This is a genomic window from Nocardioides fonticola (genome assembly GCF_039536805.1).
GTDB classification, from domain to species: domain Bacteria; phylum Actinomycetota; class Actinomycetes; order Propionibacteriales; family Nocardioidaceae; genus Nocardioides; species Nocardioides fonticola.
The window spans coordinates 161,180-185,297 of the sequence record NZ_BAAAZH010000001.1; the positions used below are offsets into that span (position 1 = coordinate 161,180).

At 73.3% G+C, this 24,118-nt stretch carries 21 protein-coding genes; 5 read left to right on the forward strand and 16 right to left on the reverse strand.

Features of this window, described 5'->3' with window-relative positions; all coding sequences use genetic code 11:
- Window positions 1-31: 31 nt before the first annotated feature.
- The 8 genes from ABD671_RS00710 to ABD671_RS00745 all read right to left on the reverse strand — a co-directional run bounded on the left by ABD671_RS00710 (window position 32) and on the right by ABD671_RS00745 (window position 12,265).
- Window positions 32-478, reverse strand: coding sequence for a DUF2752 domain-containing protein (locus ABD671_RS00710; protein WP_344731263.1), 447 nt, complete (start codon window positions 476-478; stop codon window positions 32-34).
- 19 nt (window positions 479-497) lie between these two features.
- Window positions 498-695: an HGxxPAAW family protein gene (locus tag ABD671_RS00715; protein ID WP_344731264.1), complete on the reverse strand. Its 198-nt coding sequence runs from the start codon at window positions 693-695 to the stop codon at window positions 498-500.
- Between the two features lie 124 nt (window positions 696-819).
- The gene (locus ABD671_RS00720; protein ID WP_344731265.1) at window positions 820-1,383 is read right to left on the reverse strand and encodes a Trp biosynthesis-associated membrane protein; all 564 of its coding nucleotides are present in this window, start codon (window positions 1,381-1,383) and stop codon (window positions 820-822) included.
- Between the two features lie 17 nt (window positions 1,384-1,400).
- Complete coding sequence (gene hisI / locus ABD671_RS00725) at window positions 1,401-1,793, reverse strand: phosphoribosyl-AMP cyclohydrolase (RefSeq protein ID WP_425574867.1); 393 nt, start codon at window positions 1,791-1,793, stop codon at window positions 1,401-1,403.
- Window positions 1,794-1,852: 59 nt separating this feature from the next.
- Complete coding sequence (locus tag ABD671_RS00730; RefSeq protein WP_344731267.1) at window positions 1,853-6,295, reverse strand: beta strand repeat-containing protein; 4,443 nt, start codon at window positions 6,293-6,295, stop codon at window positions 1,853-1,855.
- 232 nt (window positions 6,296-6,527) lie between these two features.
- Window positions 6,528-8,312, reverse strand: coding sequence for an ABC transporter ATP-binding protein (locus ABD671_RS00735; RefSeq protein WP_344731268.1), 1,785 nt, complete (start codon window positions 8,310-8,312; stop codon window positions 6,528-6,530).
- The gene (locus ABD671_RS00740; protein ID WP_344731269.1) at window positions 8,309-10,159 is read right to left on the reverse strand and encodes an ABC transporter ATP-binding protein; all 1,851 of its coding nucleotides are present in this window, start codon (window positions 10,157-10,159) and stop codon (window positions 8,309-8,311) included. The genes ABD671_RS00735 and ABD671_RS00740 overlap by 4 nt, the downstream gene beginning before the upstream one ends.
- A gap of 120 nt (window positions 10,160-10,279) precedes the next feature.
- Window positions 10,280-12,265, reverse strand: a complete 1,986-nt coding sequence (locus ABD671_RS00745) for a hypothetical protein (RefSeq protein ID WP_344731270.1) — start codon at window positions 12,263-12,265, stop codon at window positions 10,280-10,282.
- Window positions 12,266-12,360: 95 nt separating this feature from the next.
- On the opposite strand from ABD671_RS00745, the gene ABD671_RS00750 reads away from it, so the two are divergent.
- Genes ABD671_RS00750 through ABD671_RS00760 form a run of 3 tightly spaced genes read left to right on the forward strand, consistent with a single transcriptional unit; the run spans window position 12,361 to window position 16,223 of the window.
- Entirely contained in the window at window positions 12,361-12,909 is a 549-nt protein-coding gene (locus ABD671_RS00750) for a hypothetical protein (RefSeq protein WP_344731271.1), read from the forward strand.
- Window positions 12,910-12,946: 37 nt separating this feature from the next.
- A complete protein-coding gene (locus ABD671_RS00755) occupies window positions 12,947-14,551 on the forward strand; it encodes a TolB family protein (protein ID WP_344731272.1) in 1,605 nt (534 codons plus the stop codon).
- Window positions 14,552-14,567: 16 nt separating this feature from the next.
- Window positions 14,568-16,223, forward strand: coding sequence for a TolB-like translocation protein (locus ABD671_RS00760; RefSeq protein WP_344731273.1), 1,656 nt, complete (start codon window positions 14,568-14,570; stop codon window positions 16,221-16,223).
- 4 nt (window positions 16,224-16,227) lie between these two features.
- Here the strand turns inward: ABD671_RS00760 and hisF are convergent, their stop codons facing one another.
- From hisF to hisD, 7 genes are read right to left on the reverse strand one after another with little or no spacing between them, the layout of a single operon-like run.
- On the reverse strand, window positions 16,228-17,001 hold the full coding sequence (hisF, locus tag ABD671_RS00765; protein WP_344731274.1) for an imidazole glycerol phosphate synthase subunit HisF: 774 nt from the start codon (window positions 16,999-17,001) through the stop codon (window positions 16,228-16,230).
- The gene (gene priA, locus ABD671_RS00770; protein WP_344731275.1) at window positions 16,998-17,732 is read right to left on the reverse strand and encodes a bifunctional 1-(5-phosphoribosyl)-5-((5-phosphoribosylamino)methylideneamino)imidazole-4-carboxamide isomerase/phosphoribosylanthranilate isomerase PriA; all 735 of its coding nucleotides are present in this window, start codon (window positions 17,730-17,732) and stop codon (window positions 16,998-17,000) included. Before priA ends, hisF begins: the two co-directional genes overlap by 4 nt.
- Before the next feature lie 14 nt (window positions 17,733-17,746).
- Window positions 17,747-18,082, reverse strand: coding sequence for a hypothetical protein (locus ABD671_RS00775; RefSeq protein ID WP_344731276.1), 336 nt, complete (start codon window positions 18,080-18,082; stop codon window positions 17,747-17,749).
- 16 nt (window positions 18,083-18,098) lie between these two features.
- Window positions 18,099-18,746, reverse strand: coding sequence for an imidazole glycerol phosphate synthase subunit HisH (gene hisH / locus ABD671_RS00780; RefSeq protein ID WP_344731451.1), 648 nt, complete (start codon window positions 18,744-18,746; stop codon window positions 18,099-18,101).
- Window positions 18,743-19,351, reverse strand: coding sequence for an imidazoleglycerol-phosphate dehydratase HisB (gene hisB, locus ABD671_RS00785; protein ID WP_344731277.1), 609 nt, complete (start codon window positions 19,349-19,351; stop codon window positions 18,743-18,745). Before hisB ends, hisH begins: the two co-directional genes overlap by 4 nt.
- The gene (locus ABD671_RS00790) at window positions 19,348-20,448 is read right to left on the reverse strand and encodes a histidinol-phosphate transaminase (protein WP_344731278.1); all 1,101 of its coding nucleotides are present in this window, start codon (window positions 20,446-20,448) and stop codon (window positions 19,348-19,350) included. The genes hisB and ABD671_RS00790 overlap by 4 nt, the downstream gene beginning before the upstream one ends.
- Before the next feature lie 14 nt (window positions 20,449-20,462).
- The gene (hisD, locus tag ABD671_RS00795; RefSeq protein ID WP_344731279.1) at window positions 20,463-21,761 is read right to left on the reverse strand and encodes a histidinol dehydrogenase; all 1,299 of its coding nucleotides are present in this window, start codon (window positions 21,759-21,761) and stop codon (window positions 20,463-20,465) included.
- Between the two features lie 118 nt (window positions 21,762-21,879).
- Between hisD and ABD671_RS00800 the strand changes: the two genes are divergently transcribed.
- Window positions 21,880-22,545, forward strand: a complete 666-nt coding sequence (locus tag ABD671_RS00800; RefSeq protein ID WP_344731280.1) for an LON peptidase substrate-binding domain-containing protein — start codon at window positions 21,880-21,882, stop codon at window positions 22,543-22,545.
- Entirely contained in the window at window positions 22,545-23,042 is a 498-nt protein-coding gene (ybaK, locus tag ABD671_RS00805; RefSeq protein ID WP_344731282.1) for a Cys-tRNA(Pro) deacylase, read from the forward strand. The genes ABD671_RS00800 and ybaK overlap by 1 nt, the downstream gene beginning before the upstream one ends.
- Before the next feature lie 55 nt (window positions 23,043-23,097).
- Here the strand turns inward: ybaK and ABD671_RS00810 are convergent, their stop codons facing one another.
- The gene (locus ABD671_RS00810) at window positions 23,098-24,087 is read right to left on the reverse strand and encodes a choice-of-anchor P family protein (RefSeq protein ID WP_344731284.1); all 990 of its coding nucleotides are present in this window, start codon (window positions 24,085-24,087) and stop codon (window positions 23,098-23,100) included.
- Between the last annotated feature and the right edge of the window lie 31 nt (window positions 24,088-24,118).

Below are 24,118 nucleotides of genomic sequence, written 5' to 3' on the forward strand. Positions count from 1 at the left end.
CGGGGCGCCCCCCGTCGTCGTCCGCGCGTGCTCAGGGCGCCAGCCAGGAGCCGCACGGCGTGTTGCGGACGACGAAGAACGCCAGCGCGAGGCTGCCGTACAGGACGCCGCCCCACAGGGTCAGCGTGCGGGGCACCGGGGTGACGGTGCCGCGCCAGCGGGCGAGGGTCCACCGCCCCAGCACCCAGAGGATCAGCGGGATCGAGGCGACGAACAGCAGATTGCTGGACGCCGCAGCCACGACCTCGCCGTGGGTGAGGTCGTTGACGGCCCGCAGGCCGCCGCAGGCCGGGCACCACACTCCCACCGCGGCCAGCGGGCACATGCCCCACGAACCGCGCTGATGCGGGTCGCGCAGGCGCAGCGCGAGCGTGGCGGCGGCCAGGGAGCCGAGCGTGACGAGCGGGGCGCGCATCCGTTCCCGCCGCAGCGGGGAGTCGGCCGACGACGTCGGCCGCAGAGGCGCGGTGCTGGTCACGACCTGCTCCCGCGCGGGGTCAGTGACCCTCGTGCAGGCCCATCTTGGCCATGACGGCGAAGACGACGCCGCCGGCGAGGGTGACCACCACGCCGGCCCAGAAGACCGGGTAGCTGATCGGGTCGAGGAGCAGGCCCACGCTGCCGATGATGAAGCCGACCAGGGCCACGACGACGGCGCTCCAGGCGGCGGGGGTGTTGCCGTGGCTGCTGGACATGGGGAACTCCTCGGATGTCGTGCGGTGACGTGCGTCGCCGAGTCTAGTGGGCGGCGGGGACCCGATCAGCCGTGGGTCGGTGGGTGGGTCGGCCGGCAGGTCGGCCGGCAGGTCGGCCGGCAGGTCAGTCGGTGGGGTCGTGGCCGGCGTCGATGGCCTTCCACAGGTCGAGGTTGCTCACCTCTCCGCCGTCGGCCTCGACCTGGGCCAGGGTCGGCGGCGTCGTCGGCGCGTCGTACCGGGTGCCCATCTCGGGCCACTCCCCCACGGCCCGCACGGCCACGGCGGCCGCCACCAGCGCGAGGACGGCGCCCACGCTGCCGCCGTACGCCCAGGGGGTGTGCCGCACCCGGACCGGCGAGCCGGCAGCGGCGGCGAGGTCGGAGGCGAACGTGTCGGCCAGCGTGAACCACGACCAGACGACAGCGGCCACCAGTCCGGCCGAGGCGATCAGGCCGAGCACGGCGACCGCCCGGCGCGGACGCCCGCGCGTGACCAGGACGACGCCCCAGCAGGCGAGCGCGACGAGCGCCAACGAGGTGGCGACCGGCAGCTCCCCGCTATCGCCACCGACGGCGACGAACCGGGCGAACGCCTGGGTCTGACCGTCGGCGCTGCGCGGCTCGACCCACGGCTTGGAACCGGCGACCGCGGCCAGCGTGCCCGCGGCGAGGCCGAGCAGGATCACCGGCCCGAAGGTGCGTCTCACCCCACGCCCCCGGCCGCCACCGGTGCCACGGGGAGCACGACGGCGTCGAAGCAGGTGCGGTCGCCGGTGTGGCAGGCCGCCCCGACCTGGTCGACCTTCACCAGGAGGGTGTCGCCGTCGCAGTCGAGGCGCACGTCGTGCACCCATTGCACGTGGCCGGAGGTGTCCCCCTTGACCCAGTACTCCTGACGCGAGCGCGACCAGTAGGTGGCGCGGCCGGTGGTGAGGGTGCGGTGCAGCGCCTCGTCGTCCATCCAGCCCAGCATCAGCACCTCGCCGGTGTCGTGCTGCTGGACGACCGCCGGGACGAGTCCGTCGGAGGTGCGCTTGAGGCGCTCGGCGATCGCGGGGTCCAGACTCACCCCCTCATTAAACCGCCGAGCCCCCAGGACGGCGTCCCAGGGGCTCGGCGGTGGACGGACGGTCGGGCGACCGGCGTCCGGGGTGCTCAGGAGCGGATCGTCACCGAGACGACCTTCGAACCCGGCTTCACGGTGCTGCTGCCGAGGTACTTGACCCGCAGCGCGTGGTAGCCGGCCTTGAGGCCCTTGACGGTGAAGGACGCCCGGCCGCTGCGCAGCGTCTTGACCGCGTAGGTGCGGCTGCCCTCGGAGACCGAGACCCGACCGCCCGCCAGGGTGTCGCCGCCCGTGACGGTGACGACGAGCTTGACCTTGCCGCCGCTGACGACCTTGGTGATCGCGATCGTGGGGGTGGACTTCACCGGCGTGCTCGCCACCTGGACGGCCGGCGAGGTGCGGACCGTGGTGACGTAGCCGGTGCGGGCGTAGGTGACCTGGGCGGAGACCAACTGGTCGACGTCGGCGCTGGTGACCGTGTAGACCGTGCCGGTGGCACCCGGGATCGCCACGCCGTTGCGCAGCCACTGCACCGAGACCGTCGCGTCGGACGGCGTGTAGGTGCCCACCGTGACCGTGAGGACGCCGCCGGGCGCCGCCGAGCCGGAGACCTTCGGGCCGCCGCTGACCGTGATCGCCTGGCCGGCCACGACCGGGCCGACGGCCGCGGAGGTGACCGAGGCCGGCACGTAGCCCTGGGTCGAGGCGGTGACCTTGACGGTGATCGACTTGCCGAACTCGGCGTCGGTCAGGCGGTAGGTCTGGGCGGTGGCGCCGCTGATGGCGACGCCGTCGGCGAACCACTGGTAGGCGTAGGCCAGGCCGGACGGCGTCCAGGTGCCGGGGTCGGCCGTGAGCAGCGAGGCGACGGCCGGCGTGCCGGAGATGGACGGCGCCACGGTGTTCTTCGGCGTGTTGTCACCGACGGCGGCGGTGCTGACCGAGGAGGCCGTGCCGTTGGTGTACCCCTGGGCACGGGCGGTGACGACGACGCTGATGCGGTCGCCCTTCTCCGCTGCGGTCAGCGTGTAGGTGCGCTGCGTGGCGCCGTCGATGGCGTCGCCGTTGGCGTACCACTGGTAGCTGAAGTTCGGCGAGGCCAGGCTCCAGGTGCCGGGGTCGGCCGTGAGCACCGCGGCGACGCGCAGGTCTCCGGAGATCGTCGGCCGCACGGTGTTGCGCAGCACGCCGGGCAGGATCGTCGTGGTGTCGGCGGAGTCGACGACCTCGCCGTTGGCCGGCGTCTTGCCGCTGGTCTCGATGACCCGGAACTTGATCGTCTTGCCCTGGGTGTCGGGCGTGAGCACCAGGCTCAGGCCGTTGGCACCCGCGATCGCCTGACCGTTGGCGTACCACTGGTAGGTGAAGGTGCCCGAGGCGCTCCAGTCGCCACCGGTCGAGGTGAGGGTCTCGCCCACCGCCGGCGTACCGGTGATGTAGGGGACGCGACGGTTCTCGACGTCGGGGGTGGCACTGGAGGCGACCTGGACGCCCGTCGGCTGGCTGGTGGCCGTGCCGGCGGTGGCGCCGCTGCGGCTCGCGGTGACGACGACGCGGTAGGCGTACCGCGTGCCGCCGCCGAAGAGACCGCCGGGGGTCGGGATCGTGTAGGTCTTGGCGTTGTTCGTGCCCGAGGCGTTGGCCCAACCCGAGGCGTTCGACGGGTTGGCGTTCTGCTGCCACAGGTAGGTGAACGTCAGGTCGGACGGCGACCACGAGCCGGTGTTGGCGGTGAGCACCGCACCGTCCTTGTTGAGGCCCGAGACCCACGGGAGCTGGAAGTTGCGGGCCGTGCCGGTGCCGACGGAGATGTCGATGCCGGTGACGTCGTTGCCGTTGACGACGACGTCGGTGGCGTTGGCGATCTGGCCGGTGCCGTTGGCGTAGAACGCCGTGGTGGTGACGCCGCCGGAGGTCGTCGAGGCCGAGACCCGGTAGGTGCGGCCGTAGACCGGGAGGGCGTACTGGCCCTGGTCGGTCGTGGTGGCCGACTTCACCGAGGTCAGCGCGACCGGGCCGAGCCAGGCCGAGAAGACCGGGGCGTCGTCGACGATGTCGACCACGTAGCGGTAGCGGGCCTCGACGGTGGCGCCGGAGCGCGCCGTGCCGAGGTTGTCGCGCACCGTGCCGCGGATGAACTGACGCGTCGGGGCCGTGTAGGACTGCCCGTTGAGGGTCTGGCCCTCGGTCAGCGTGATGTCGGGCGCCTGGTCGAGACCGACGAAGCCGGGCAGGAAGCCCTGCTCGCCCGAGCCGGTGTTGAGGTACTGCAGGCGGAAGGTGCTGTGCGGGACCGCCAGCGAGAAGCCGCCGGAGGAGTTGACGCTCGCCCGACCGATCTCGCGGTACTCGGTGTGGCGGGCGCCGCCGTTCTCACCGGCCTCGGTGTAGGTGGTCTTGCGCAGCGCCACGACCGTGCCGCCGTCGCCGAAGACGCCGCCGTCGCTGGTGGTGATCGAGCCGTTCAGCTTCGCCAGGGACGGCAGGACGGCGTCGCGAGCGCCGATCACCTGGTTGTTGGCCACGGTGATGTTGGTGCCCTCGTCGGGGCTGATCGCGGCCGGGAAGTACCGCACCTCGCGGTTGGCGGTGGAGTACTGGAGCCGGAACGGCTTGTCGACGCCGGTGGCGGTGAGCGCCAGGTAGAAGGCGCCGTCGTTGCCGGTGCGCGCGGTCGGCGAGCCCGAGAAGTACGCCGTGGCGGGCTTCCAGGTCTGGGTGGTGGTGTCGTAGATGACCGCGGTGACGTCGACCCCGCTCAGCGGAAGGCCGTTGGGGTCGGAGACCGTGCCGGTCACGGCGCTGCCCGGGTTGAGGCGCAGGTCGGACAGCGGGACGACGACCTGCGAGGTGCCCTGGAGCTGCTTGGCGTTGTCGCGGCTGGTCGTGCCGTCGGTGACACCGCCGGCGGTGGCCGGGTCGGTGTAGTACTTCGTCGGGAAGGCCGAGGAGACGAAACCGACCACGTACTGGCGGCCCGAGGCGGTCGGGGCGGTCACCGAGTAGGTGCCGTCCGAGGCGGTGGTGCCGGTGGCGGCCACGGTGTAGGTGGTGGCGCCGTTGCTGGTGCTGGTCGGGTACTCCACCCGCACCTGGACGCCGCTCACCGCGGCGTTCGAGGAGCCGGTGACGACCTTGCCGGTGAAGACGACGCCGCCGTTGGCGGTCAGCGCCATCGAGATGTCGCGGCCGGTGCCCTTGGTGACCGAGACCGCGGTGGCCGCGGAGCGGTCGGTGGTGCCGTTGGTCGAGCCGTTGAAGTAGACCGTCTTGTAGGCGGCGGCCGAGAACTCCACGACGTAGGAGCCCGGGGCGACGTCGAAGGAGTAGGTGCCGTCGCTCGCGGTGACGACCGAGGACGGCGTGGTGGTGACCGGCGTGTAGGTGGTCTCACCGGTGCTGCCCGAGAGCGTGCGGGTGTAGAGCTTCACCGCGACGCCGCTGACCGGCACGCCGGAGCCGTTGGTCACGGTGCCGGAGATCTGCGGGCCGGCCGTGCGGGCCAGGCCGGCGTCGATGCCGGTGGTGGCGGTCGTGCCGCTGATGGTCACCGTCTGGGCCGAACCGACCGTGGCGACGTTGTTGTAGAACTCGGTGTCGAAGCCCGAGGCGCTGAACTTCACCTTGTAGCTGCCCGGGTCGGCGGTGATCGAGTAGACGCCGTCCGAGCCGGTGGTGTCGGTCAGCGCGGGGCTGAAGGAGGTGCCGTCGGACTTGAGCAGCTCGACGGTCGCACCGGAGATCTTGGGAGCCGTCACCGCGTCGCCGCGGGTGACGGTGCCGGTGACCGAGCCCTGCTTCAGGCTCAGCTTGGGGTTGAAGGTGACCGGGGTGCCGGTCGCGGCGAACGGCACGACGGCCGCGTCGTCCTTGGTGGCCGTGGTGGTCGACGAGGTCTTGTAGTAGGCCGTGTTGTAGGCCGAGCTCGTGAAGCCGAGCACGAGGTTGGAGGCCTGCGCGACCGAGAGGCTGTACACGCCGTCGGCGTCGGTGACGACGCTCGAGGGCGCCGTGGTGGCCGCGTTGTAGGCGAAGGGCGCGCCGGTGCCGATGCGCTTCTCGACCGTGACGGTGACGTTCGGGATCGGGATGCCGTTGCTCGTCGTCACCGTGCCCTTGATGGTGCGGCTGAAGAGCGGGGCGCTCGCCGTGGCGTCGGCGGAGGCCGAGGAGGTGACCGTGCCCGCCTGCGCGATGTCGGTGGTGGCCACACCCGCGGACTTCCAGTACGCGACCGCGTCGACGGGGCTCTGGTACCGGACGGCGAAGGTGCCGTTGGTGCCCGCGAAGCTGTAGGAGCCGTTGGCGCCCGTGGTGGTCGAGGAGGTCACGGAGAACGTCGAACCGGAGACGGTGCCGAGCGACACCGGGACACCGGCCAACGGCGTGCCGTCAGCGTCGGTGACCACACCGGAGATCGTGCTCGCGGCGAGCGCCGGGCTGGCGAACATGCCCAGCAGCAGCGCGAGCACGGTCATGACGATGGCGGGGACTCCGAGACGCCACCGACGACGGTTCAAAGGGGAGGGCATGGATCACCTCAAGTGGGACGACAGGGGAGGGCGGGGCGACGACGGCTGACCGATCGTGGCGACCGTCGGCCGACGGTCACCACAGTCAACAGGCAAGGACGCCCCGTGTTACGGATCTTGGTGAAAACCGGGACACCACCACCATTCGACCCGCCGCTGGTCTAGACCATCGGGACCGGCGTCACGGACGCCTGCAACCTCCGGCCGGGTCGCGGCGTCAGACGCCCTCGGATCAGGCGTTTCCCTGCTGGGCGACCCACGAGGCGTGCAGCGCGGCGTAGACCGAGCCCCGCTCGGCCACGAGGACGGCGTGCGGACCGCGCTGCACCACGCGACCGCGATCGACCACGACGACCTCGTCGGCGTTCTCGGCGGTGGAGAGCCGGTGAGCGATCGTGATCGACGTGCGACCGCTCATCAGGCGCTCGAGCGCCCGCCCGATGCGCATCTCCAACGCCGGGTCGACGGCGCTGGTGGCCTCGTCGAGCACGAGCAGATCGGGATCGGCCAGGTGCGCCCGCCACAGGGCGATCAGCTGCCGCTCCCCCGCGCTCATCGCCTCGCCGCGCTGCCCGACCCGGGTGCGCAGACCGTGCGGCAGACCGGCGAGCCAGTCGCCCAGGCCGAGTTCGTCGGCAGCTGCGACCAGAGCGGCGTCGTCGGCCCCGGCGCGGCCGTAGCGCAGGTTGGCGGCGATCGTGTCGTCGAAGAGGAAGCCCTCCTGCGGCACCAGGACCACGCTGCGGCGCAGACTCTCCTGGCGGATGGTGCGCAGGTCGACGCCGTCGAGCAGCACGCGTCCGGCGGTGGGGTCCATGAGGCGCACCACGATCTTGGCGATCGTCGACTTGCCCGAGCCCGTCTCGCCCACCACGGCGAAACGGCGTCCGGCCGGCAGGTCGAGGTCGACGTCGACCAGGACGGGCGGGCCGCCGGGATAGGCGAAGGTGACACCCTCGAGCCGGACGTCGATCGCACCGCGCGGGAGGTCGACGCCGGACTCGCCCGGGTCGACCAGATCGGCCGGGGTGTCGAGGATGCCGAGCACCCGACGCCAGCCGGCGAAGGCGTTCTGGGCGTCGGTGAGGATCTGGGTGCCCATCTGCACCGGCCCGACGAAGAGGCTGACGAGGAAGGCGAAGGCCAGCACCTCGCCCGCGGTGATGCTGCCCGCGAAGCCGAGCCAGATGCCGACGACGATGACACCGGCGTTCGCCAGGCCGCCCGAGACGCCGCCGAGGGAGAACGAGAACGCCGTGAAGCCCTGGGCGCGTGTGGAGGCGGCCTGAAACTCCTCGACCGCCTCGTCGATGCGTCGCTGGGTGCGGTCCTCGACCGCGTAGGCCTTGACCACGCCGGCGCCCACCACCGGCTCGGAGACCGCCGAGAGCAGCGCGCCGACCTGCTGCCGCACGACCCCGTAGGCCGCGGAGAGCTTGCGTTGGAAGTAGCGCAGGGAGGCGAAGAGCGGGGCGAAGCACAGCCAGACGACGAGCGTGAGCTGCCAGCTGTAGACGGCCATGACGACGGTCGCGACGAGGATCTGGCCGATGCTCACGATGAACAGCAGGCCGCCGAAGACCAGGAACTGGCTGACCTGGTCGACGTCGCTGGTGACCCGAGCGACCAGTGCGCCGCGCCGTTCGGTGTTCTGGGTGAGCACCGGCAGGTCGTGGACGTGGCGGAACGCCTTGGTGCGCAGGGTCGCGAGCCCGCGCTCGGAGGTGCGGAAGAGGCGGCTGGTCATGCCGTAGGAGGCGAGGCTGGTGACGACGACGGCGAGGAACGCCGCGAGCCCCATGACGACGGTGAAGCCGAGATCGGGACCGCCCTCGGCACCGAGACCGTGGTCGAGGGTCTGCTGCACGGCGACCGGGACGACGACCTGGCCCGCCGAGGCGAGGACGGCCAGCAGCACGCTGACGCCCAGGCCCTCGCGCAGCTCGGGCGAGTGGTGGACGCCGCGCCGGATCGTCTCGAGCGCGCCGAGCTCGGCGCCGGTCTCGACGGCGCTCACGAGGTGACCTCCTGCGGTTCGGCGGTCTCGTAGGCGTTGACCAGGCGGGCGTAGGCCTCGTTGCGGGCCAGGAGCTGCTCGTGGGTGCCGCGGTCGGCGATGCGGCCGTCGACCAGCAGCACCACCTCGTCGGCCAGGCCGATGGTGGCCTTGCGGTAGGCCACCACGAGCAGGCTCGGCGCGGCGGCGTCGGCTGCGTCGGCTGCGTCGGCGTCGGCGTCGGCGGTTCTCCCGGCGGGGCCACCGTGCCGCAGGGCGGCCAGGATGCGGGCCTCGACCTCGGGGTCGACCGCCGAGGTGGCGTCGTCGAGCACGAGCAGACGCGGACGGCGCACGAGCGCGCGAGCCAGGGAGATCCGCTGCCGCTGCCCGCCGGACAGCGAGGTGCCGCGCTCGCCGAGCCGGGTGTCGAGGCCGTGCGGCAGCGCGGCGACGAACCCGTCGGCCTGGGCGGCGCGCAGGGCCTCCCAGACGGCGGCGTCGTCGACGTCGGCACCCAGGGTGACGTTGCCGCGCACGGTGTCGTCGAAGAGGAACGGCGTCTGCGGGACGACGGCGACCGACGCCGCCAGCTCGCCGGGGGCGAGGTCGCGCAGGTTGACGCCGTCGAGGGTGATGCGTCCGTCGTCGGGATCGACGAGCCGCGTGACCAGCGACGTCAACGTGCTCTTGCCGGAGGCGGTGGCACCGACGAGCGCCACGGTGCGGCCGGGTGCGACCTCGAAGCTGACCTCGCGGAGCAGCTCCTGGTCGGGGTCGTAGGCGTAGCCGAGCCGGTCGACGACCAGGCGCGCGCCGCCGCCGGAGCGGGGCAGCCGGGCCTCGCCGTGCGGCATCTCGCCCTCGGCGGCCAGGACGGCGCTGACGCGGCGGTAGCCGACGACGCTGCGCGGGAACTCCCCGAGCAACCAGCCGATGGAGCGGATCGGGAAGGCGACGACGGTGAGGAGGTAGGCGATGGTGACGACGTCGCCGGCCACGCTCGCACCGTCGATGACGCGTTGGACGCCGACGGCCAGCACGACCAGCACGCCGAGGTTGGGCAGGGCGGCCAGCGCGGGGTCGAAGGCGGCGCGCACCCGCCCGGCCCGGATGTTGACGTCGCGCAGCTCGCGGGCGACGGCGGCGAAGCGGGCGGTCTCCTCGGTCTCGCGGCCCAGCGTCTTGACCACCATGGCGCCGTCGAAGGACTCGTGGGCGACCTCGCTCAGCTCCGCGCGCAGCTGTTGCGCGCGGGTCATGAGCGGGGAGGAGAAGCGCTGGTAGACCAGGTTCGCGGCGATGACGACCGGGAAGACCAGCAGCCCGACCAGCGCCATCACGAGATCGGTGGCGAGCATCTGGGCGACCGCGATGACCATCATCGCCACGGTGCCGACCGCCATCGGCAGCGGTGCGATCGGCCCCCAGGCGGCCTCGACGTCGGAGTTGGCGTTGGAGAGCAGCTCGCCGGTCGGGTGCTGCTGGTGCCAGGCCATCGGCAGGCGCAGGTACTGGCGCGTGACGGCGCGCCGGCTGTGGGCCTGCATGCGGTACTGCATGATGCCGGCGCCGAGACGGCGCGCGACGATGCCGACGGCCCGCAGGATCGCGACGCCGAGGAACAGCGCGACGACGGCGACCAGGACGCCGGCCCCGATCTCGCCGTCCCGGAACGCGGGGAGGATCGCGTGGTCGGTCGACCAGCCGAGCACCCAGGCGTCGGCGACGGTGAGGGCGCCGAAGAGCACGCTGCCGATGGTGGAGACGGTGAAGACCCAGGGTTCGCGGCGGATCGCCACCAGCAGCACCGCGAATCCGTCGCGGGTCGTCGCGGCGCCGCTCGCCTGCTGCTCTGCCGTCGTCACTCCTGCTCCCGTCTCCGCGACCCCCAACCCGGCCGGACGGTCACGGTATTCCCCGACGCCGACAGGCGCGGCATCGCCGCCGGGCCAGCAGCGGTATCAGGGGGATCCGGTCCGCGGGGTTCAGTCCGTCCGGTGCGCGAGCGCGTCGCCGAGCCGGTCGACGGCCTCGCCGAGGCGACGGAAGTAGGTCGCCCGGCTCAGGTGCAGCTGCCGCATGGCGCGATGGTGGCCGACGTCGGGATCGAGGTAGCCCAGCTCGATGACATCGCGCAGCAGCCGGTCGCCGGGCAGCTCGGCGTCGAACGCGCGCGCCACGGCGTCGCGGAGGTGGGCGCGGGTGGCGGCGGCCCGCTCGGCGACCGTCCCGTCGACGGCCACGAGTCCGGCGTCGGCCAGGAGGTCGGGCCGGTGGTGCACCCGCAGCGCGCGGCGCACCCGCTCGACCGTCGCCAGCTCCGGGACGGCGATCTCCCGTTCGGACAGCGCGGCGCGGGCGAGGTCGCGGGCGGCTCCCACGACCCCCTCGGGTCCGTAGTCGATGCGGTAGCCGTGCACGGCCATGCCGTCGTGCTCGACGTCGAGATCGGCCACGCGCACACCGCCGAAGGCCGCGACCTGCCCGGCCGGTCCGCCCGCGAGATCGCCGGCGGCCCGGGCGTCGTGGGCGATGTAGGCCACGCGCAGGCGGGTGAGGCCGGCGCGCACCAGCATCGCGGTGTTGCCGATGGCGAGGAGTTCGAACCAGTGCTCGGGCGGGGTGAAGAGGATGACGTCGGTGAGCAGGACGACGCCGCCGTGCGGATCGTGGCGGGCGGCGTACCGCGCCCACTGCTCCACGACAGGGTCGGGCCCGGCGAGCTGCGGACGCGCGGCGGGCGTCGCCCAGAGCGCGAGGGCGGCGAGCCGGTCGCGATCGCGCACGACGATGACGTGGTGCGGCGCCTCGCGCAGCCACCGCTCGAACCGGTCGGCGTAGGGCCCGTCACCGGGCTGGGAGAAGTGCGCCCGCACCGCCTCGACGTCGCCCGGCCGCACGTCGTCGAGCCGGAACCGGCGCAGGGCCTCCCGCACGAACGCGCCGGCCGAGCCGCCGGCCAGGTCGTGCATATCGGCGATGAGGTGGGGTTCGGTGCTCAACGCCCGCTCGGCGAGGTGGTCGACGACCCGCAGCCGCAGCTCGCGGTCGTACTCCGGCTCGGTGGCACGCAGCGCGGAGGTCACCAGCTCGGCGATGCGGGCGTGCAGGGCCAGGGAGCGACCCACCTGCTCGGTGAAGGTCAGGCCCCGCAACCACTCCTCCGCGGCGAGGGCGTCGACGGCGGGCAGGACGGCGGCGAGCAGGCGCCGATCGACGAAGGGGGCGACGGCGGCCACCGCGAGCACGTCGTGATCGGCGCCGCGCAGCTCCCCTGCGGTGAGCACGTCGAGCAGCGCGCGATCGAGGTCGGCGACGTCGAAGCCACCGGGGTTGGCGATCCCGGCGGCGGCGCCGAGCGCCAGGGCGACCGGCAGGCCGTCGGCCCACGCCAGGAGATCGGCCCGCAGGTCGGGGTCCTCGACACCGCGGCGGCGCAGCACCTCCTCGGCGGTGGCGGCGTCGAGCGGGCCGACCCGATGCACGACCAGGACGGCGCCCCACGGGTCGGCGAACCACGCGGGCTCCGGCGGGGTGCGCGAGGCCAGGACGACGCGGACGTCGGCGGGCAGCGCGGGCAGGAGCTCCTCGCGCAGGGCGGGGCCGAGGGAGTCGAGCAGCTCGTAGGTGTCGAGGACGACCACCGCGCGCGGACCGAGTCCGCTCAACCGTTCGCGCAGGGCGTCGGGGGTGGGCGCGAGCTCGCGGCCGTCGATCCGCACCAGTCGCGCGGCGACCGCGTCGGCGTCGGCGTCGATCGGGTCGCCCTCGAGCAGGAGGCGGACGACCTGCTCGGCCAGCACGCTCTTGCCGATCCCGCCCGGCCCGTGGAGGTAGAGCAGTCGCGCACGCCCGCCCTCGGCGAGCGCGCCGGCGAGGTCGGCGGCCTCGGGGCGCACGGCGTTGCCGCGTCGAACGGCCTCGACGGCGACGTCCGCGAGGCGCCCGTCACCCTCCACGAGACCGGTCACAGGGCCAGTCTGGCGCACAGCGGACTCCCAGGGTGAGACCTCTGTGAGACCCGGACGCCTTGAGGGTGCGCCGGGCGGGGCACGACGGTGGATGTATGCGATCACTCCCCTCGCGGCGGCATCTCGCCGCCCTCGCCACCGTCGTGCTCGTCGCGGGCGGCGCCGCCGGTTGCTCGGGTTCCGACGACGCCTCGGACGCCGGGCCGGCCGCCGACAGCCCCGCCTCGACCGCTCCCGCGACCGACGCCTCGGCCGACCCCTCGACCGACGCCGGCGACACGGGCGACACGGGCGCCGACACCGACACCGACACCGCCGACGGCATCGTGACCACCACCGACCGCAGCGCGCTCCCCCCGGGACTGCCCGACGACGTCCCGGTGCCGGAGGGCACTGTGCAGACGGCGTCCGACGAGGGCAACGACACCTTCAACGTCGAGGTCGTGGTGCCCGGCAGCGACGGCACGGCGGCCGCCGACGCCTGGACGCAGATCCTCGACGACGCCGGGTGGGCCTACCAGGCCGACATCTCCATGGACACCAACCGGATCTTCCAGCGCGGGGGCGACTCGATCACGCTGAGCTGGTACCCGGTCGACGAGTCGAGCCTCGTGCTCGCCGAGTACATCGAGCTCGGGCACTGAGATGGTCGGGGGCCCGCGGGCGCGCCGGCTCGCGCGCATGCTGACGCCGCTGGCCGCGGTGACGACGCTGGTCGTGACGCCGCTGGTGGGAGCAGGCCCCTCGGGGGCCGCCGCACCGCAGCCGACACCGCCGGTGATCGCGCCCGCTCTCGCGCTCACCGGTGAGCCGATCGTCGTCACGAGCACCTTGCCCGGACGCCGGGCGCGCCCCGCCCTCCTCCAGGAGAAGAGCGCCACCTCGGTGTGGCGCACGATCGCCAGGGCCACGAGCGACTCCCGCGGCCGGGTGCGGTTGCCCACCACGGCGCACGTGGCCGTCCTGCGTGTGACGGCGCCGGCATCGGGCGGGCTCCCCGCCTCCAGCAGCGAGACCCTCACCTACGTGCCGCGCGAGCCCGTGGCCGGTCTGGTCAGCGCCACCGCCGGCGGGTCGACCGGCAACGCCCGATCCACCGACGCCTCGGTGTCACGCGACGGCCGGTGGGTAGCGTTCTCCTCCTCAGCGAGCGACCTGGTGTCCGGCGACACCAACGGGGTCGCCGACGTGTTCCTCCGAGACCTCCGGACCGGGACGACGACGCGGATCTCGGTGGCGCTCGACGGCTCACAGGCCAACGGCTCCAGCTCGGATCCGGTGATCTCGGCCGACGGTTCGACCGTGCTCTTCACGACCCTCGCAACCAATCTCGTCTCGGGCGCCGCGACATCGGTCTCCCACGTCGTCGCCTACCGCCGGGAGGGGCCCTCCTTCTCCTTGGTCTCCGCCGGACCGGGCGGCATCGGAGGCAACGGCTCCTCCTACGGCGAGGACCTCTCCGCCGACGGGCGCTACGCGGTCTTCAGCTCGACCGCCACCGATCTGGCGCCGTCCGATGCCAACGGACCCACGGCCGACGTGTTCCTCCGGGACCTGGCCACGGGGCGCACACGCCTGATCTCCCACACCGCCGCCGGGGTCAGCGCGAACGGGTCGAGCTACGAGGCGAGCGTCTCGGCGGACGGCCGACGCGTCGCCTACACCACCGAGGCCACCGACCTCGTGGCCGGCAACCGGGTGGCCAGCACCGACGTCGTGTGGTGGGACGCCGCGAGCGACCGCACCCGCCTCGCCTCCCGCGGCCCGTCCGGCGCCGGCGGCGACGAGGACTCCTACGCGCCCACCCTCGACGACGCCGGGCGGGTGCTGGTGTTCGGTACCCGTGCCGGCGACCTCACGAGCGACGGCGTGTCCCGGCTGCCCACCGTCGTGGTGGCGACCCTCGGCGCGAAGCAGGTCGTGGACCTCGCGACCGTGAGCGTCGCCGCCGACGGCACCCCGGTCGACGGCTACCCGACGCCCGGCCAGAGCGTGGACGGGACGGGTCGGTTCGTGGCCTTCGAGTCCAGTTCGCCGCTCCTGCCCGGCCCGCACACACGCGCGGGCGACGAGGTCTACATGCGACGCCTCGACATCGGACGCACCTGGCGCACCACCACGACCCCCGATGGCCGCAGCACCGACGACGACAACCGCATCCTCGGGCTCTCCGCAGGCGGGCGGTATCTCGTGGTCGGCACCTACGCCACGGACCTGGTGCCGCTGCCCGACGCGAACGGCGTCATGGACGTCGCGCTCGTCGACCTGCGCGCCCCCGCCCGCTAACCCGGAAGGCCTCCCCATGCCCGGCCCCCTCCCCCTCCCGAGCCGTCGCTCGCGGCGCCGCCTCGGCGCCGTCCTCGCGGCGTCCGTCGCCCTCCTCGCGGGCTTCCTCGCGGAGCCCGCGACCTCCGCTGCCGCACGGCCCACACCACCGGCGTTCTCCCCCGCGACGGCGGTCGCCGGGGAGACCCTGACCGTCGCGAGCCGCCTGCCCGGCGGACGGTCGCGGATCGGCGTCCTCCAGGAGCGCACCGGCACCGGCGGGTGGAGGGCCCTCGACCGGGCCCGCAGCGACGCCGCCGGCCGAGTGCGCTTCCGGATGCGGGCGCACGACGCCGTCCTGCGGGTGCTCGCGCCGGCGGGAGGCGGTCTCACGAGCTCGGTGAGCCGACCGGTCGCCTACGCACCCCGCGTGCCGCAGGGCGTGCTGGTGAGCCACCTGCCCACCGGCGAGGCGCCGTCGCGGGGAGCTGCCTCCCCGTCGATCTCCGCCGACGGCCGCTACGTGGCCTTCACCTCCGGCGCCGACGACCTGGTCACCGGCGACGGCAACGGCCTCGACGACGCGTTCCTCTACGACCGGGCCGACGGCTCCATCGAGCAGATCTCGAACAACGGGGTCATCGGGTCTGCCGACGGCCGGAGCGCGGCCCTCGCGATCTCCGCCGACGGATCCTTCGTCGTCTTCCGCTCCGCCGCCACCAATCTCGTGCCGGGCGACAGCAACGGCCGCGAGGACGTCTTCGTCTGGGAACGGGATCCGGCCGGTGGCGGCGCGGTGGTGCTGGTGTCTGCGACGCCGTCCGGCGCGCCCGGCGACGACGCGTCGTCCGAGGCCGACATCTCCCCCGACGGTCGCTACGTCGCCTTCTCCTCGATCGCCGACGACCTGGTGGCCGGCGTCAGCGACACCAACGCCCGCACCGACGTGTTCCTCCGCGACCTGCAGACCGGCCGCACCCGCCTGGTCTCGCGGCGCCCCGGCAAGGGCCCCGGGAACGACTCGAGCTTCGCGCCCTCGGTCTCGCGCAACGGGGCGCGGGTCGCCTACACCACGGCCGCCACCGACCTGGTACGCGGCGCCCGCGCGAGCGGTCGGGTCCAGGTGCTCTGGTGGGAGCGCCGCAACGGGAGCCAGCACCTCGTCAGCGGACGCCGCGGGCGGGTGGGCGACGAATCCTCCAGCTACCCCTCCATCGACGACGCCGGCCGCCGGGTCGCCTTCGCGACCGAGGCGAGCGACCTCGTGCCCGGCACCCGCATCCGACCGGGCCAGACCAACGTCGTCCTCGCCACCCTGGGACGCCGCGCGACGACGTCGATCCGCCTGGTCAGCGGGGCGAGCGGCCGCGGGTACGGCGGCTTCTACCCGGTCCTCGACCCCACCGGACGCTACGTCGCCTTCACGACGGCGAGCAGATCGCGTGCCCTCCCCGGCCCGCACACCTCGGGCGGCAACGAGACCTACGTGCGGCGCCTCGATACCGGCCTGGTGAGCCGGATCAGCCTGACCCCGGCCGGTTTCGAGGCCGACGGCGACAGCGCCGCGCTGGGGCTGTCGTCGGGTGCCCGGTACGTCGCGGTGGAGACCTACGCCTCCGACCTCACCCGCTCGACCGACACCAACGCGAACTCCGACGTCGTGCTGGTCGACCGGCGGGCGAAACGGCCCTGACCGGTCACCGGACGGGGTGACCGCCTGCGGCGAGCGCCTGCTTGACCTCGCGGATCGACAGCGTCCCGAAGTGGAACACCGAGGCCGCCAGCACGGCATCGGCACCGGCGTCGACCGCGGGGGCGAAGTGCTCGGCCGCCCCGGCGCCGCCGGAGGCGATCACCGGCACCGACACCTCGCGGCGCACCGCCTCGATGAGCTCGAGGTCGAAGCCGTCGCGGGTGCCGTCGGCGTCCATGGAGTTCAGCAGGATCTCCCCGGCGCCGAGCTCGGCGGCCCGCACGGCCCAGGCCAGGGCGTCGATGCCGGCCGACTGCCGACCGCCGTGCGTGGTGACCTCGAAGCCGGAGTCGGTGGGCGCTCCCCCGGCGGGCACCCGGCGGGCGTCGAGGGAGAGCACCAGCACCTGGTTGCCGAAGCGGTCGGCGATCTCGGCGACCAGCTCGGGACGCCGGATCGCGGCCGTGTTGACGCCGACCTTGTCGGCACCCGCGCGCAGCAGCCGGTCGACGTCCTCGACCGAGGCGACGCCGCCGCCGACGGTGAGCGGGATGAAGACCTCCTCGGCGCACTTCGAGACGATCTCCATCGTCGTGGCGCGGCCCTGGTGGGAGGCGGAGATGTCGAGGAAGGTCAGCTCGTCGGCGCCCTCGGCGTCGTAGAGCCGGGCCAGCTCGACCGGGTCGCCGGCGTCACGCAGCTCGGTGAAGTTCACGCCCTTGACGACGCGACCGCCGTCGACGTCGAGGCAGGGGATGACCCGGACGGCGAGGCTCACGATCCGCTGCCCTGGGTCAGCGCGAGCGCGTCCTCGAGGGTGAAGCGGCCCTCGTAGAGCGCAGTGCCCGCGATGGCGCCCTCGACGCCGACCGGCACGAGGTCCATGAGCGCCCGGATGTCGTCGAGGGTCGTGACGCCGCCCGAGGCGATCACGGGCGCCTCGGTGGCGGCGCAGACGTCCTTCAGCAGCTGCAGGTTCGGGCCCTGGAGCATGCCGTCCTTGTTGACGTCGGTGACGACGTAGCGCGCGCAGCCCTCGGAGTCGAGGCGGGCGAGGGTCTCGTAGAGGTCGCCGCCCTCGCGGGTCCAGCCGCGCGCGGCGAGGGTGCGGCCCCGCACGTCGAGGCCGATGGCGATGCGGTCGCCGTGCTCGGCGATGATCCGAGCGCACCACTCGGGCTGCTCGAGCGCGGCGGTGCCGATGTTGACCCGGCGGCAGCCCGTGGCCAGCGCCGCGGCCAGCGACTCGTCGTCGCGGATGCCGCCGCTCATCTCGACCTGGATGTCGAGCCGGCCCACGATCTCGGCCTGGAGCTCACGGTTGGAGCCGCGCCCGAAGGCGGCGTCGAGGTCGACGAGGTGCAGCCACTCGGCGCCGGCGTCCTGCCAGCGCCGGGCCGCGGCGATGGGGTCGCCGTAGGCGCGCTCGGAACCGGCGACGCCCTGGGTGAGCTGGACCGCCTGGCCCTCGGTGATGTCGACGGCGGGCAGGAGCTGGAGGTAGGTCATGGGATCTCTTCGACTCAGGTGCGGCGGAACAGGACGGTGTGGAGCATGGGGGCGGCCAGCAGGGAGACCACCAGCGCGAGCACGCGCGGCGACCACGTGTTCGTGAACGCGACGACGAGCAGGTTGACGAGCACCAGCAGCAGGGCCAGGACGACGGTCTGACGACGACGCCGCTGCGCCAGGACGCCGTCCGGGCGGCCGGTGCGGGCGCGGCGCGGCAGGAACCGGGTCACCCGGCGGCGCCGGGCCTCGCGACGCTCCCGTCGCTCGGCCTCCGCCGCGCGGGCGGCAGCGAGCAGGGCGGCCTGCTGCTCCCGCTCGGCGCGTCGGCGCGCCCGTTCCTTCGCCATCGTCGTGCCCTCGGCCTCAGAGGGTCGCGACCCAGTTACGGAGCAGGGCCGCGCCGGCGTCACCGGACTTCTCGGGGTGGAACTGGGTGGCCCACAGCGGGCCGTTCTCGACGGCGGCGACGAACCGGTCGGCCTCGCCCTCCGGACCGTGCTCGGCCCAGGTGACCAGCGGCGGACGGGTGCGGTCGTTGGTGACGAGGGTCCACTCCCGCACCCCGTAGGAGTGCACGAAGTAGAAGCGCTCGTCCTCGATGCCGGCGAACATCGTGGTGCCGGTGGGCACCTCGACGGTGTTCCACCCCATGTGCGGCACGACCGGCGCCTGGAGCCGCTCGACCACGCCGGGCCACTCGTCACAGCCCTCGGTCTCGACGCCGTGCTCGACCCCACGCTCGAAGAGGATCTGCATGCCCACGCAGATGCCGAGCACCGGGCGGCCGCCGGCCAGGCGGCGTCCGATGATGCGCTCGCCCTTGATCGCACGCAGGCCCGCCATGCAGGCGGCGTAGGCGCCGACGCCCGGCACGAGCAGGCCGTCGGCGTCCAGGGCCGTCTGGAAGTCGGAGGTCAGCTCGACCTCGGCACCGGCCCGCTCGACGGCCCGGACGGCCGAGCGCAGGTTGCCGCTGCCGTAGTCGAGGACGACGACCTTCGGGGAGTTCAGAGGAGGCCCTTGGTGGAGGGGACGCCGGTCTCGCGCGGGTCGATCGCGATCGCGTCGCGGAGCGCCCGGGCGAAGGCCTTGAACTGGGTCTCGACGATGTGGTGCGGCTCGCGGCCGGCCAGCACCCGCACGTGCAGCGCCAGGTGGGCGTGGAAGGCGATGGTCTCGAAGACGTGGCGGGTCAGCGAGCCCAGGTAGCCGACGCCGCTGCCGCCGAGGACGACGTACTGCTGGCCCTCGGGCTCGCCGGTGTGCACGCAGTAGGGGCGACCCGAGACGTCGACGACGGCCTGCACGAGCGCCTCGTCGAGCGGCACGGTGGCGTCGCCGAAGCGGCGCACGCCGGACTTGTCGCCGAGCGCCTCGCGCAGCGCCTGGCCGAGCACGATCGCGGTGTCCTCGACCGTGTGGTGGGCGTCGATGTGGACGTCGCCCTCGACGCGCACGACGAGGTCGACGAGCGCGTGGCGGGAGAAGGAGGAGAGCATGTGGTCGTAGAAGCCGACCCCGGTGGAGACCTCGTGGCGCCCGGTGCCGTCGAGGTCGACCTCGACGAGCACCTTCGACTCCTTGGTCTCCCGCTCGATGCGCGCGGTACGGCTCACAGCTCTCTCCTCACCTCGACCAGCGCCTCACGGAACGCGGCCATCTCCTCGGGGGTGCCGATCGACACCCGCAGCCAACCCTCGGGACCCACCTCGCGGATGAGCACCCCTCGGTCGAGCAGGCCGCGCCACACAGCATGGCGGTCGGCGAACGTGCCGAACAAACAGAAATTGGCGTCGGAGTCGGCCACGGTCAGCCCCTCCGACCGCAGCCAGGCGACGGTGCGGTCGCGCTCGGCCCGCAGCGTGTCGACCTGGCCGAGCAGCTCCTCGGTGTGCCGCAGCGCCGCCAGCGCCGTGGCCTGGGTGACCGCGGAGAGGTGGTAGGGCAGCCGGACGACGCGGATGGCGTCGCAGATCGCCGAGTCGGCGGCCAGGTAGCCCAGCCGCAGACCGGCACCGGCGAACGCCTTGCTCATCGTGCGGGTGACCACGAGGTTGCGGTGGGTCGGCAGCAGCTCGAGCGCGCTCAGGGTGTCGGCGCGCCGGAACTCGCCGTACGCCTCGTCGACCACGACGATGCCGGCCTCGCCGACGGCCTCGCACAGCACGCCCACGGCGTCCGGCGGCAGCGCGGTGCCGGTGGGGTTGTTCGGGCTCGGGAGCAGGACGACGCTGGGCCGCTCGGCCTCGACCAGCGCACGGGCGGCGTCGAGGTCGAGGGAGAAGTCCTCGGCACGGCGTCCCTGCACCCAGCGGGTGTGGGTGTCGCGGGCGTACTCGGGGTACATCGAGTAGGTCGGCGCGAAGCTGATCGCGGTGCGCCCAGGGCCCCCGAAGGCCTGGAGCAGCTGGAGCATCACCTCGTTCGACCCGTTGGCCGCCCACACCTGCTCGGGGGTGATCGACCATCCGGCCGCGGCGGTGTCGCGGCTCAGGTAGGTCGCCAACCCGGCGCGCAGCTCGACGAACTCGCGGTCGGGGTAGCGGTTGAGGGACGCCGCCGCCTGGGCCACCGACGCGGCGATGTCGGCGATGCACGCCGCCGAGGGCCCGTAGGGGTTCTCGTTGACGTTGAGCTGCACCGGCACATCGAGCTGGGGCGCACCGTAGGGTTCGAGGCCGCGCAGGTCCTCGCGCAGCGGGGGGAAGGTCATCGCACTCCCCTGCGTCAGTCGGCGAAGCGCACGCGGACGGCGGCGCCGTGGCCGGGAAGGTCCTCGGCCTCGGCGAGCGTCACGACGTGGTCGGCGACGGCGGCCAGGCCCTCGCGGTCGTACTCGATGACGTGGATCGACTTGGTGAACGCCCGCACCGACAGGCCCGAGGAGTGGCAGGCGCAACCGGCCGTCGGCAGCACGTGGTTGGAGCCGGCGCAGTAGTCGCCGAGGCTGACCGGGGCGTGCGAGCCGACGAAGATCGCGCCGGCGTTGGTGACCCGGGCGGCCCAGGCGGCGGCGTCGGCGGTCTGGATCTCCAGGTGCTCGGCGGCGTAGGCGTCGATGACGGCGAGGCCCTGCTCGAGGTCGTCGACCAGCACGATCGCCGACTGCTTGCCCGACAATGCGGTGCGCACCCGCTCGACGTGCCGGGTGACGGCCACCTGCTTGTCGAGCTCGGCGACGACGTCGTCGGCCAGCGACTCGCTCGGCGTCACCAAGACGGCGGCCGCGAGCGGGTCGTGCTCGGCCTGGCTGATGAGGTCGGCGGCCACGTGGGCGGCGTCCGCGGTGTCGTCGGCGAGGATGCCGATCTCGGTGGGGCCGGCCTCGGAGTCGATGCCGACCTGGCCCTTGAGCAGCCGCTTGGCGGTGACGACCCAGATGTTGCCGGGGCCGGTGACGAGGTCGACGCGACGGCACGGGCCGACGCCGTAGGCGAACATCGCGATGGCCTGGGCGCCGCCGACAGCGTAGACCTCCTCGACGCCGAGCAGGGCGCAGGCCGCGAGGATGCTCGGGTGCGGCAGGCCGCCGAACTCCTTCTGCGGCGGGCTGGCCAGGGCGATCGAGCGGACGCCGGCGGTCTGGGCGGGCACGGTGTTCATGACGACGCTGCTGACCAGCGGCGCCAGGCCGCCGGGCACGTAGAGGCCGACGCGGTTCATCGGCACCTTGCGGTGGGTGACCCGGGCGCCCGGCCCGAGGTCGGTGATCGCGTCGGTCTCCAGCTCGCGGGCGCAGGTGGCGCGCAGCCGGGCGATGGACTCCTCCAGCGCGGCGCGGATGGCCGGGTCGAGGTCGGCCAGCGCCTGCTGGAGGGCGTCGACCGGAACGCGGATGTCGTCGGTGCGGACGCCGTCGAAGCGCTCGTTGAACTCGACGATCGCCTCGACCCCGCGGTGCCGCACGGCCTCGCAGATCTCATGCACCGCCGGGACCGCGGCCTCGATGTCGAAGTCGGCACGGGGCACGGCTGCGCGGTAGTCGGTCGCGGGACCGCTTCCTCGCAGGTCGATGCGTCGGATCATGGCCCCGATTCTACGAACCCGGCCCCGGCGGGCCGATTCGTCGTCCGCCTGGCAAGCCGCGGCCGTCCGGCCGGGTGGGATGCGCGACCGGGCGACGCCGCCCGGCTAGGTTGGGGCGGTGACCGAGCGGATCCCGATGTTCCCCCTGAACACCGTGCTGTTCCCCGGTGTGAGCGTGCCGCTGCGCATCTTCGAGGACCGCTACCGGGCGATGGTCCATCACCTCCTGCGCATCGAGGACCCCGCGGCCCGCGTCTTCGGCTCGGTCGGCATCCGCGAGGGCTACGAGGTGGGCGACCACGGCGGCCAGTCGCTGTTCCGGGTCGGGGTGAAGGTGCAGCTGACCGAGGTCGAGCCGCACCCCGACGGCACCTTCGACGTCGTCGCCGTCGGCCTCGAACGCATCCAGCTCGACCACCTCGACAGCACCGGCGACTTCCCGGTCGGGGAGATCCGCTCCCGGCCCGAGGCCACCCCGCAGGTCTCCCCCGAGGTCGTCGAGCAGGCCCGGGCCACCTTCACCGCCTACCGGGTCGCGATGATCGACATCGCCGCCGATCCGTTCTCCGGCTCGCTCCCCCAGGACCCCACCTACCTGTCCTGGACGCTGGCCGCCTGCGCGCCGCTGCCGATGCCCGATCGGCAGGAGCTGCTCGAGGCCGACGACGCCACCGACCGCCTCGTGCTCGTCACCCAGCTGCTGCGCTCGGAGCTGCGGGCGATGAACGTGATCCCCTCCCTGCCGGCCACCCAGGTCGCCCGCACCCGCTGGTCGCCGAACTGATGGTCAAGAAGACCTCCGCCGGTACCCCGGCGACCCTGGCCCTCACCGCCGCCGGCGTCGCCTTCACCCTGCACCCCTACACCCACGACCCGCGCGCGAAGGACGCCGGCGGCTACGGCCTGGAGGCCGCCACTGCCTTGGGCGTCGAGCCCGCGCGGGTCTTCAAGACGCTGATGGCCAGCGTCGACGGCGCCCTCACCGTCGGGATCGTGCCGGTCACCGGCCAGCTCGATCTCAAGGCGCTGGCTCGGGCCGTCGGCGGGTCGAAGGCGCAGATGGCCGAGGTCGCTGCCGCCGAGCGCGCCACCGGCTACGTGGCGGGCGGCATCTCCCCGGTCGGTCAGAAGCGACGGCACCCGACGGTGCTCGACGCCACCGCACTCGAGCACGCCACGATCCTGGTCTCCGGCGGACGCCGCGGACTCGATGTCGAACTCGCCCCCACCGATCTGGTGCGCGTGATCGGGGCCGTGGTGGCACCGATCGGTCGCCCCTGAGACAGCGGAGCCCCCGGGGGATGATCCCCGGGGGCTCCGATCCGTCGTCGACGGATCAGCAGTCGACGCTCGCGGCGCTCTGGGCGACGACGATGTTCAGACCCGGACCCGTGACGTGGACCGCAGAGACCGAGATGCCGTCAGCGGTGACGATCTGCTCGTTGAGCACCACCACGATCGGACCGATCGGGATGCGCCGGTTCGGGACGACCGGCCCCGTGAGCTTGCGCCCGGCGACCGTGCCGCTGCCGAACGAGCTGGAGCCGGTCGAACCACCGCAGCTGGCCGACGCGGTCGAGCCGACACCCGTGAGCGAGAGGACGCCGGGGATCGAGACCGTGCCCACCGATGAATCGGTCTGGGCCGAACCGCCGGCGATGGTGGCGGTCGAGGTGACGCCGCGGGCGGCGAGACCCTGGGGGGCGGAGGCCGGGGTGCCGGCTGCAGACGCCGTCTTCGACTGCGAACCGGTGCCCGACACGGTGCCGGTGGAACCGGCCTTGTAGCTCGCCACCTGGAGCGCCGTCCCGGACGCCGTGGCGATCGGGATCACGATGTCGGCCGCGGACAGGCGCTCCTCGAGGGCGAAGTACGTCGAACCCCCGGTCGGGAGGCCTGCCGGGAACAGGACGTCGCCGTGGTAGTCGTCCTGGACGACGAATGCGGTGTTCGGGCCCTCGTAACCGGTGGCCGCGCACCCGGAGTTGGGGGTGTATTCGCAGATGCCGTCACCATCGAAGCCGAAGATGGGCTCGCTGTCGGAGGAGAGCGAGACCTTGGAGAGGGTCACGCCGGAGTTGTTCTGGACGCCCACCAGGGTGTCCTCGATGCCGTCGTAGGGTCCGACAGCCGGATCGCCGATGATCGACACGGAGCCGTCGGCGTTGAAGGTGAGCAGGATGCCGCACGAGGGCGACGCCCCGATCGACGGACACTGCGTGAACCCGCCGGCGGCCTGGGCCGCCGGCACGCCGACCAGGGAGGCCCCGGTCAGCGCGAGAAGGCCCACCGAGAGGCGGGCGAGAGAGCGGATCGACTTCTGCATGGCGGTTCTCCTGGGAGGTGGGAACGCCGGA

Excerpts from the sequence above, each read along its gene's own strand:
- ybaK (WP_344731282.1), top strand. The coding sequence starts at position 22,545 with ATGGTCAAGAAGACCTCCGCCGGTACCCCGGCGACCCTGGCCCTCACC.
- ABD671_RS00810 (WP_344731284.1), bottom strand. The coding sequence starts at position 24,087 with ATGCAGAAGTCGATCCGCTCTCTCGCCCGCCTCTCGGTGGGCCTTCTC.
- ABD671_RS00775 (WP_344731276.1), bottom strand. The coding sequence starts at position 18,082 with ATGGCGAAGGAACGGGCGCGCCGACGCGCCGAGCGGGAGCAGCAGGCC.
- ABD671_RS00790 (WP_344731278.1), bottom strand. The coding sequence starts at position 20,448 with ATGACCTTCCCCCCGCTGCGCGAGGACCTGCGCGGCCTCGAACCCTAC.
- ABD671_RS00755 (WP_344731272.1), top strand. The coding sequence starts at position 12,947 with ATGCTGACGCCGCTGGCCGCGGTGACGACGCTGGTCGTGACGCCGCTG.
- ABD671_RS00760 (WP_344731273.1), top strand. The coding sequence starts at position 14,568 with ATGCCCGGCCCCCTCCCCCTCCCGAGCCGTCGCTCGCGGCGCCGCCTC.
- ABD671_RS00730 (WP_344731267.1), bottom strand. The coding sequence starts at position 6,295 with ATGCCCTCCCCTTTGAACCGTCGTCGGTGGCGTCTCGGAGTCCCCGCC.
- hisD (WP_344731279.1), bottom strand. The coding sequence starts at position 21,761 with ATGATCCGACGCATCGACCTGCGAGGAAGCGGTCCCGCGACCGACTAC.
- ABD671_RS00750 (WP_344731271.1), top strand. The coding sequence starts at position 12,361 with ATGCGATCACTCCCCTCGCGGCGGCATCTCGCCGCCCTCGCCACCGTC.
- ABD671_RS00715 (WP_344731264.1), bottom strand. The coding sequence starts at position 695 with ATGTCCAGCAGCCACGGCAACACCCCCGCCGCCTGGAGCGCCGTCGTC.
- priA (WP_344731275.1), bottom strand. The coding sequence starts at position 17,732 with ATGACCTACCTCCAGCTCCTGCCCGCCGTCGACATCACCGAGGGCCAG.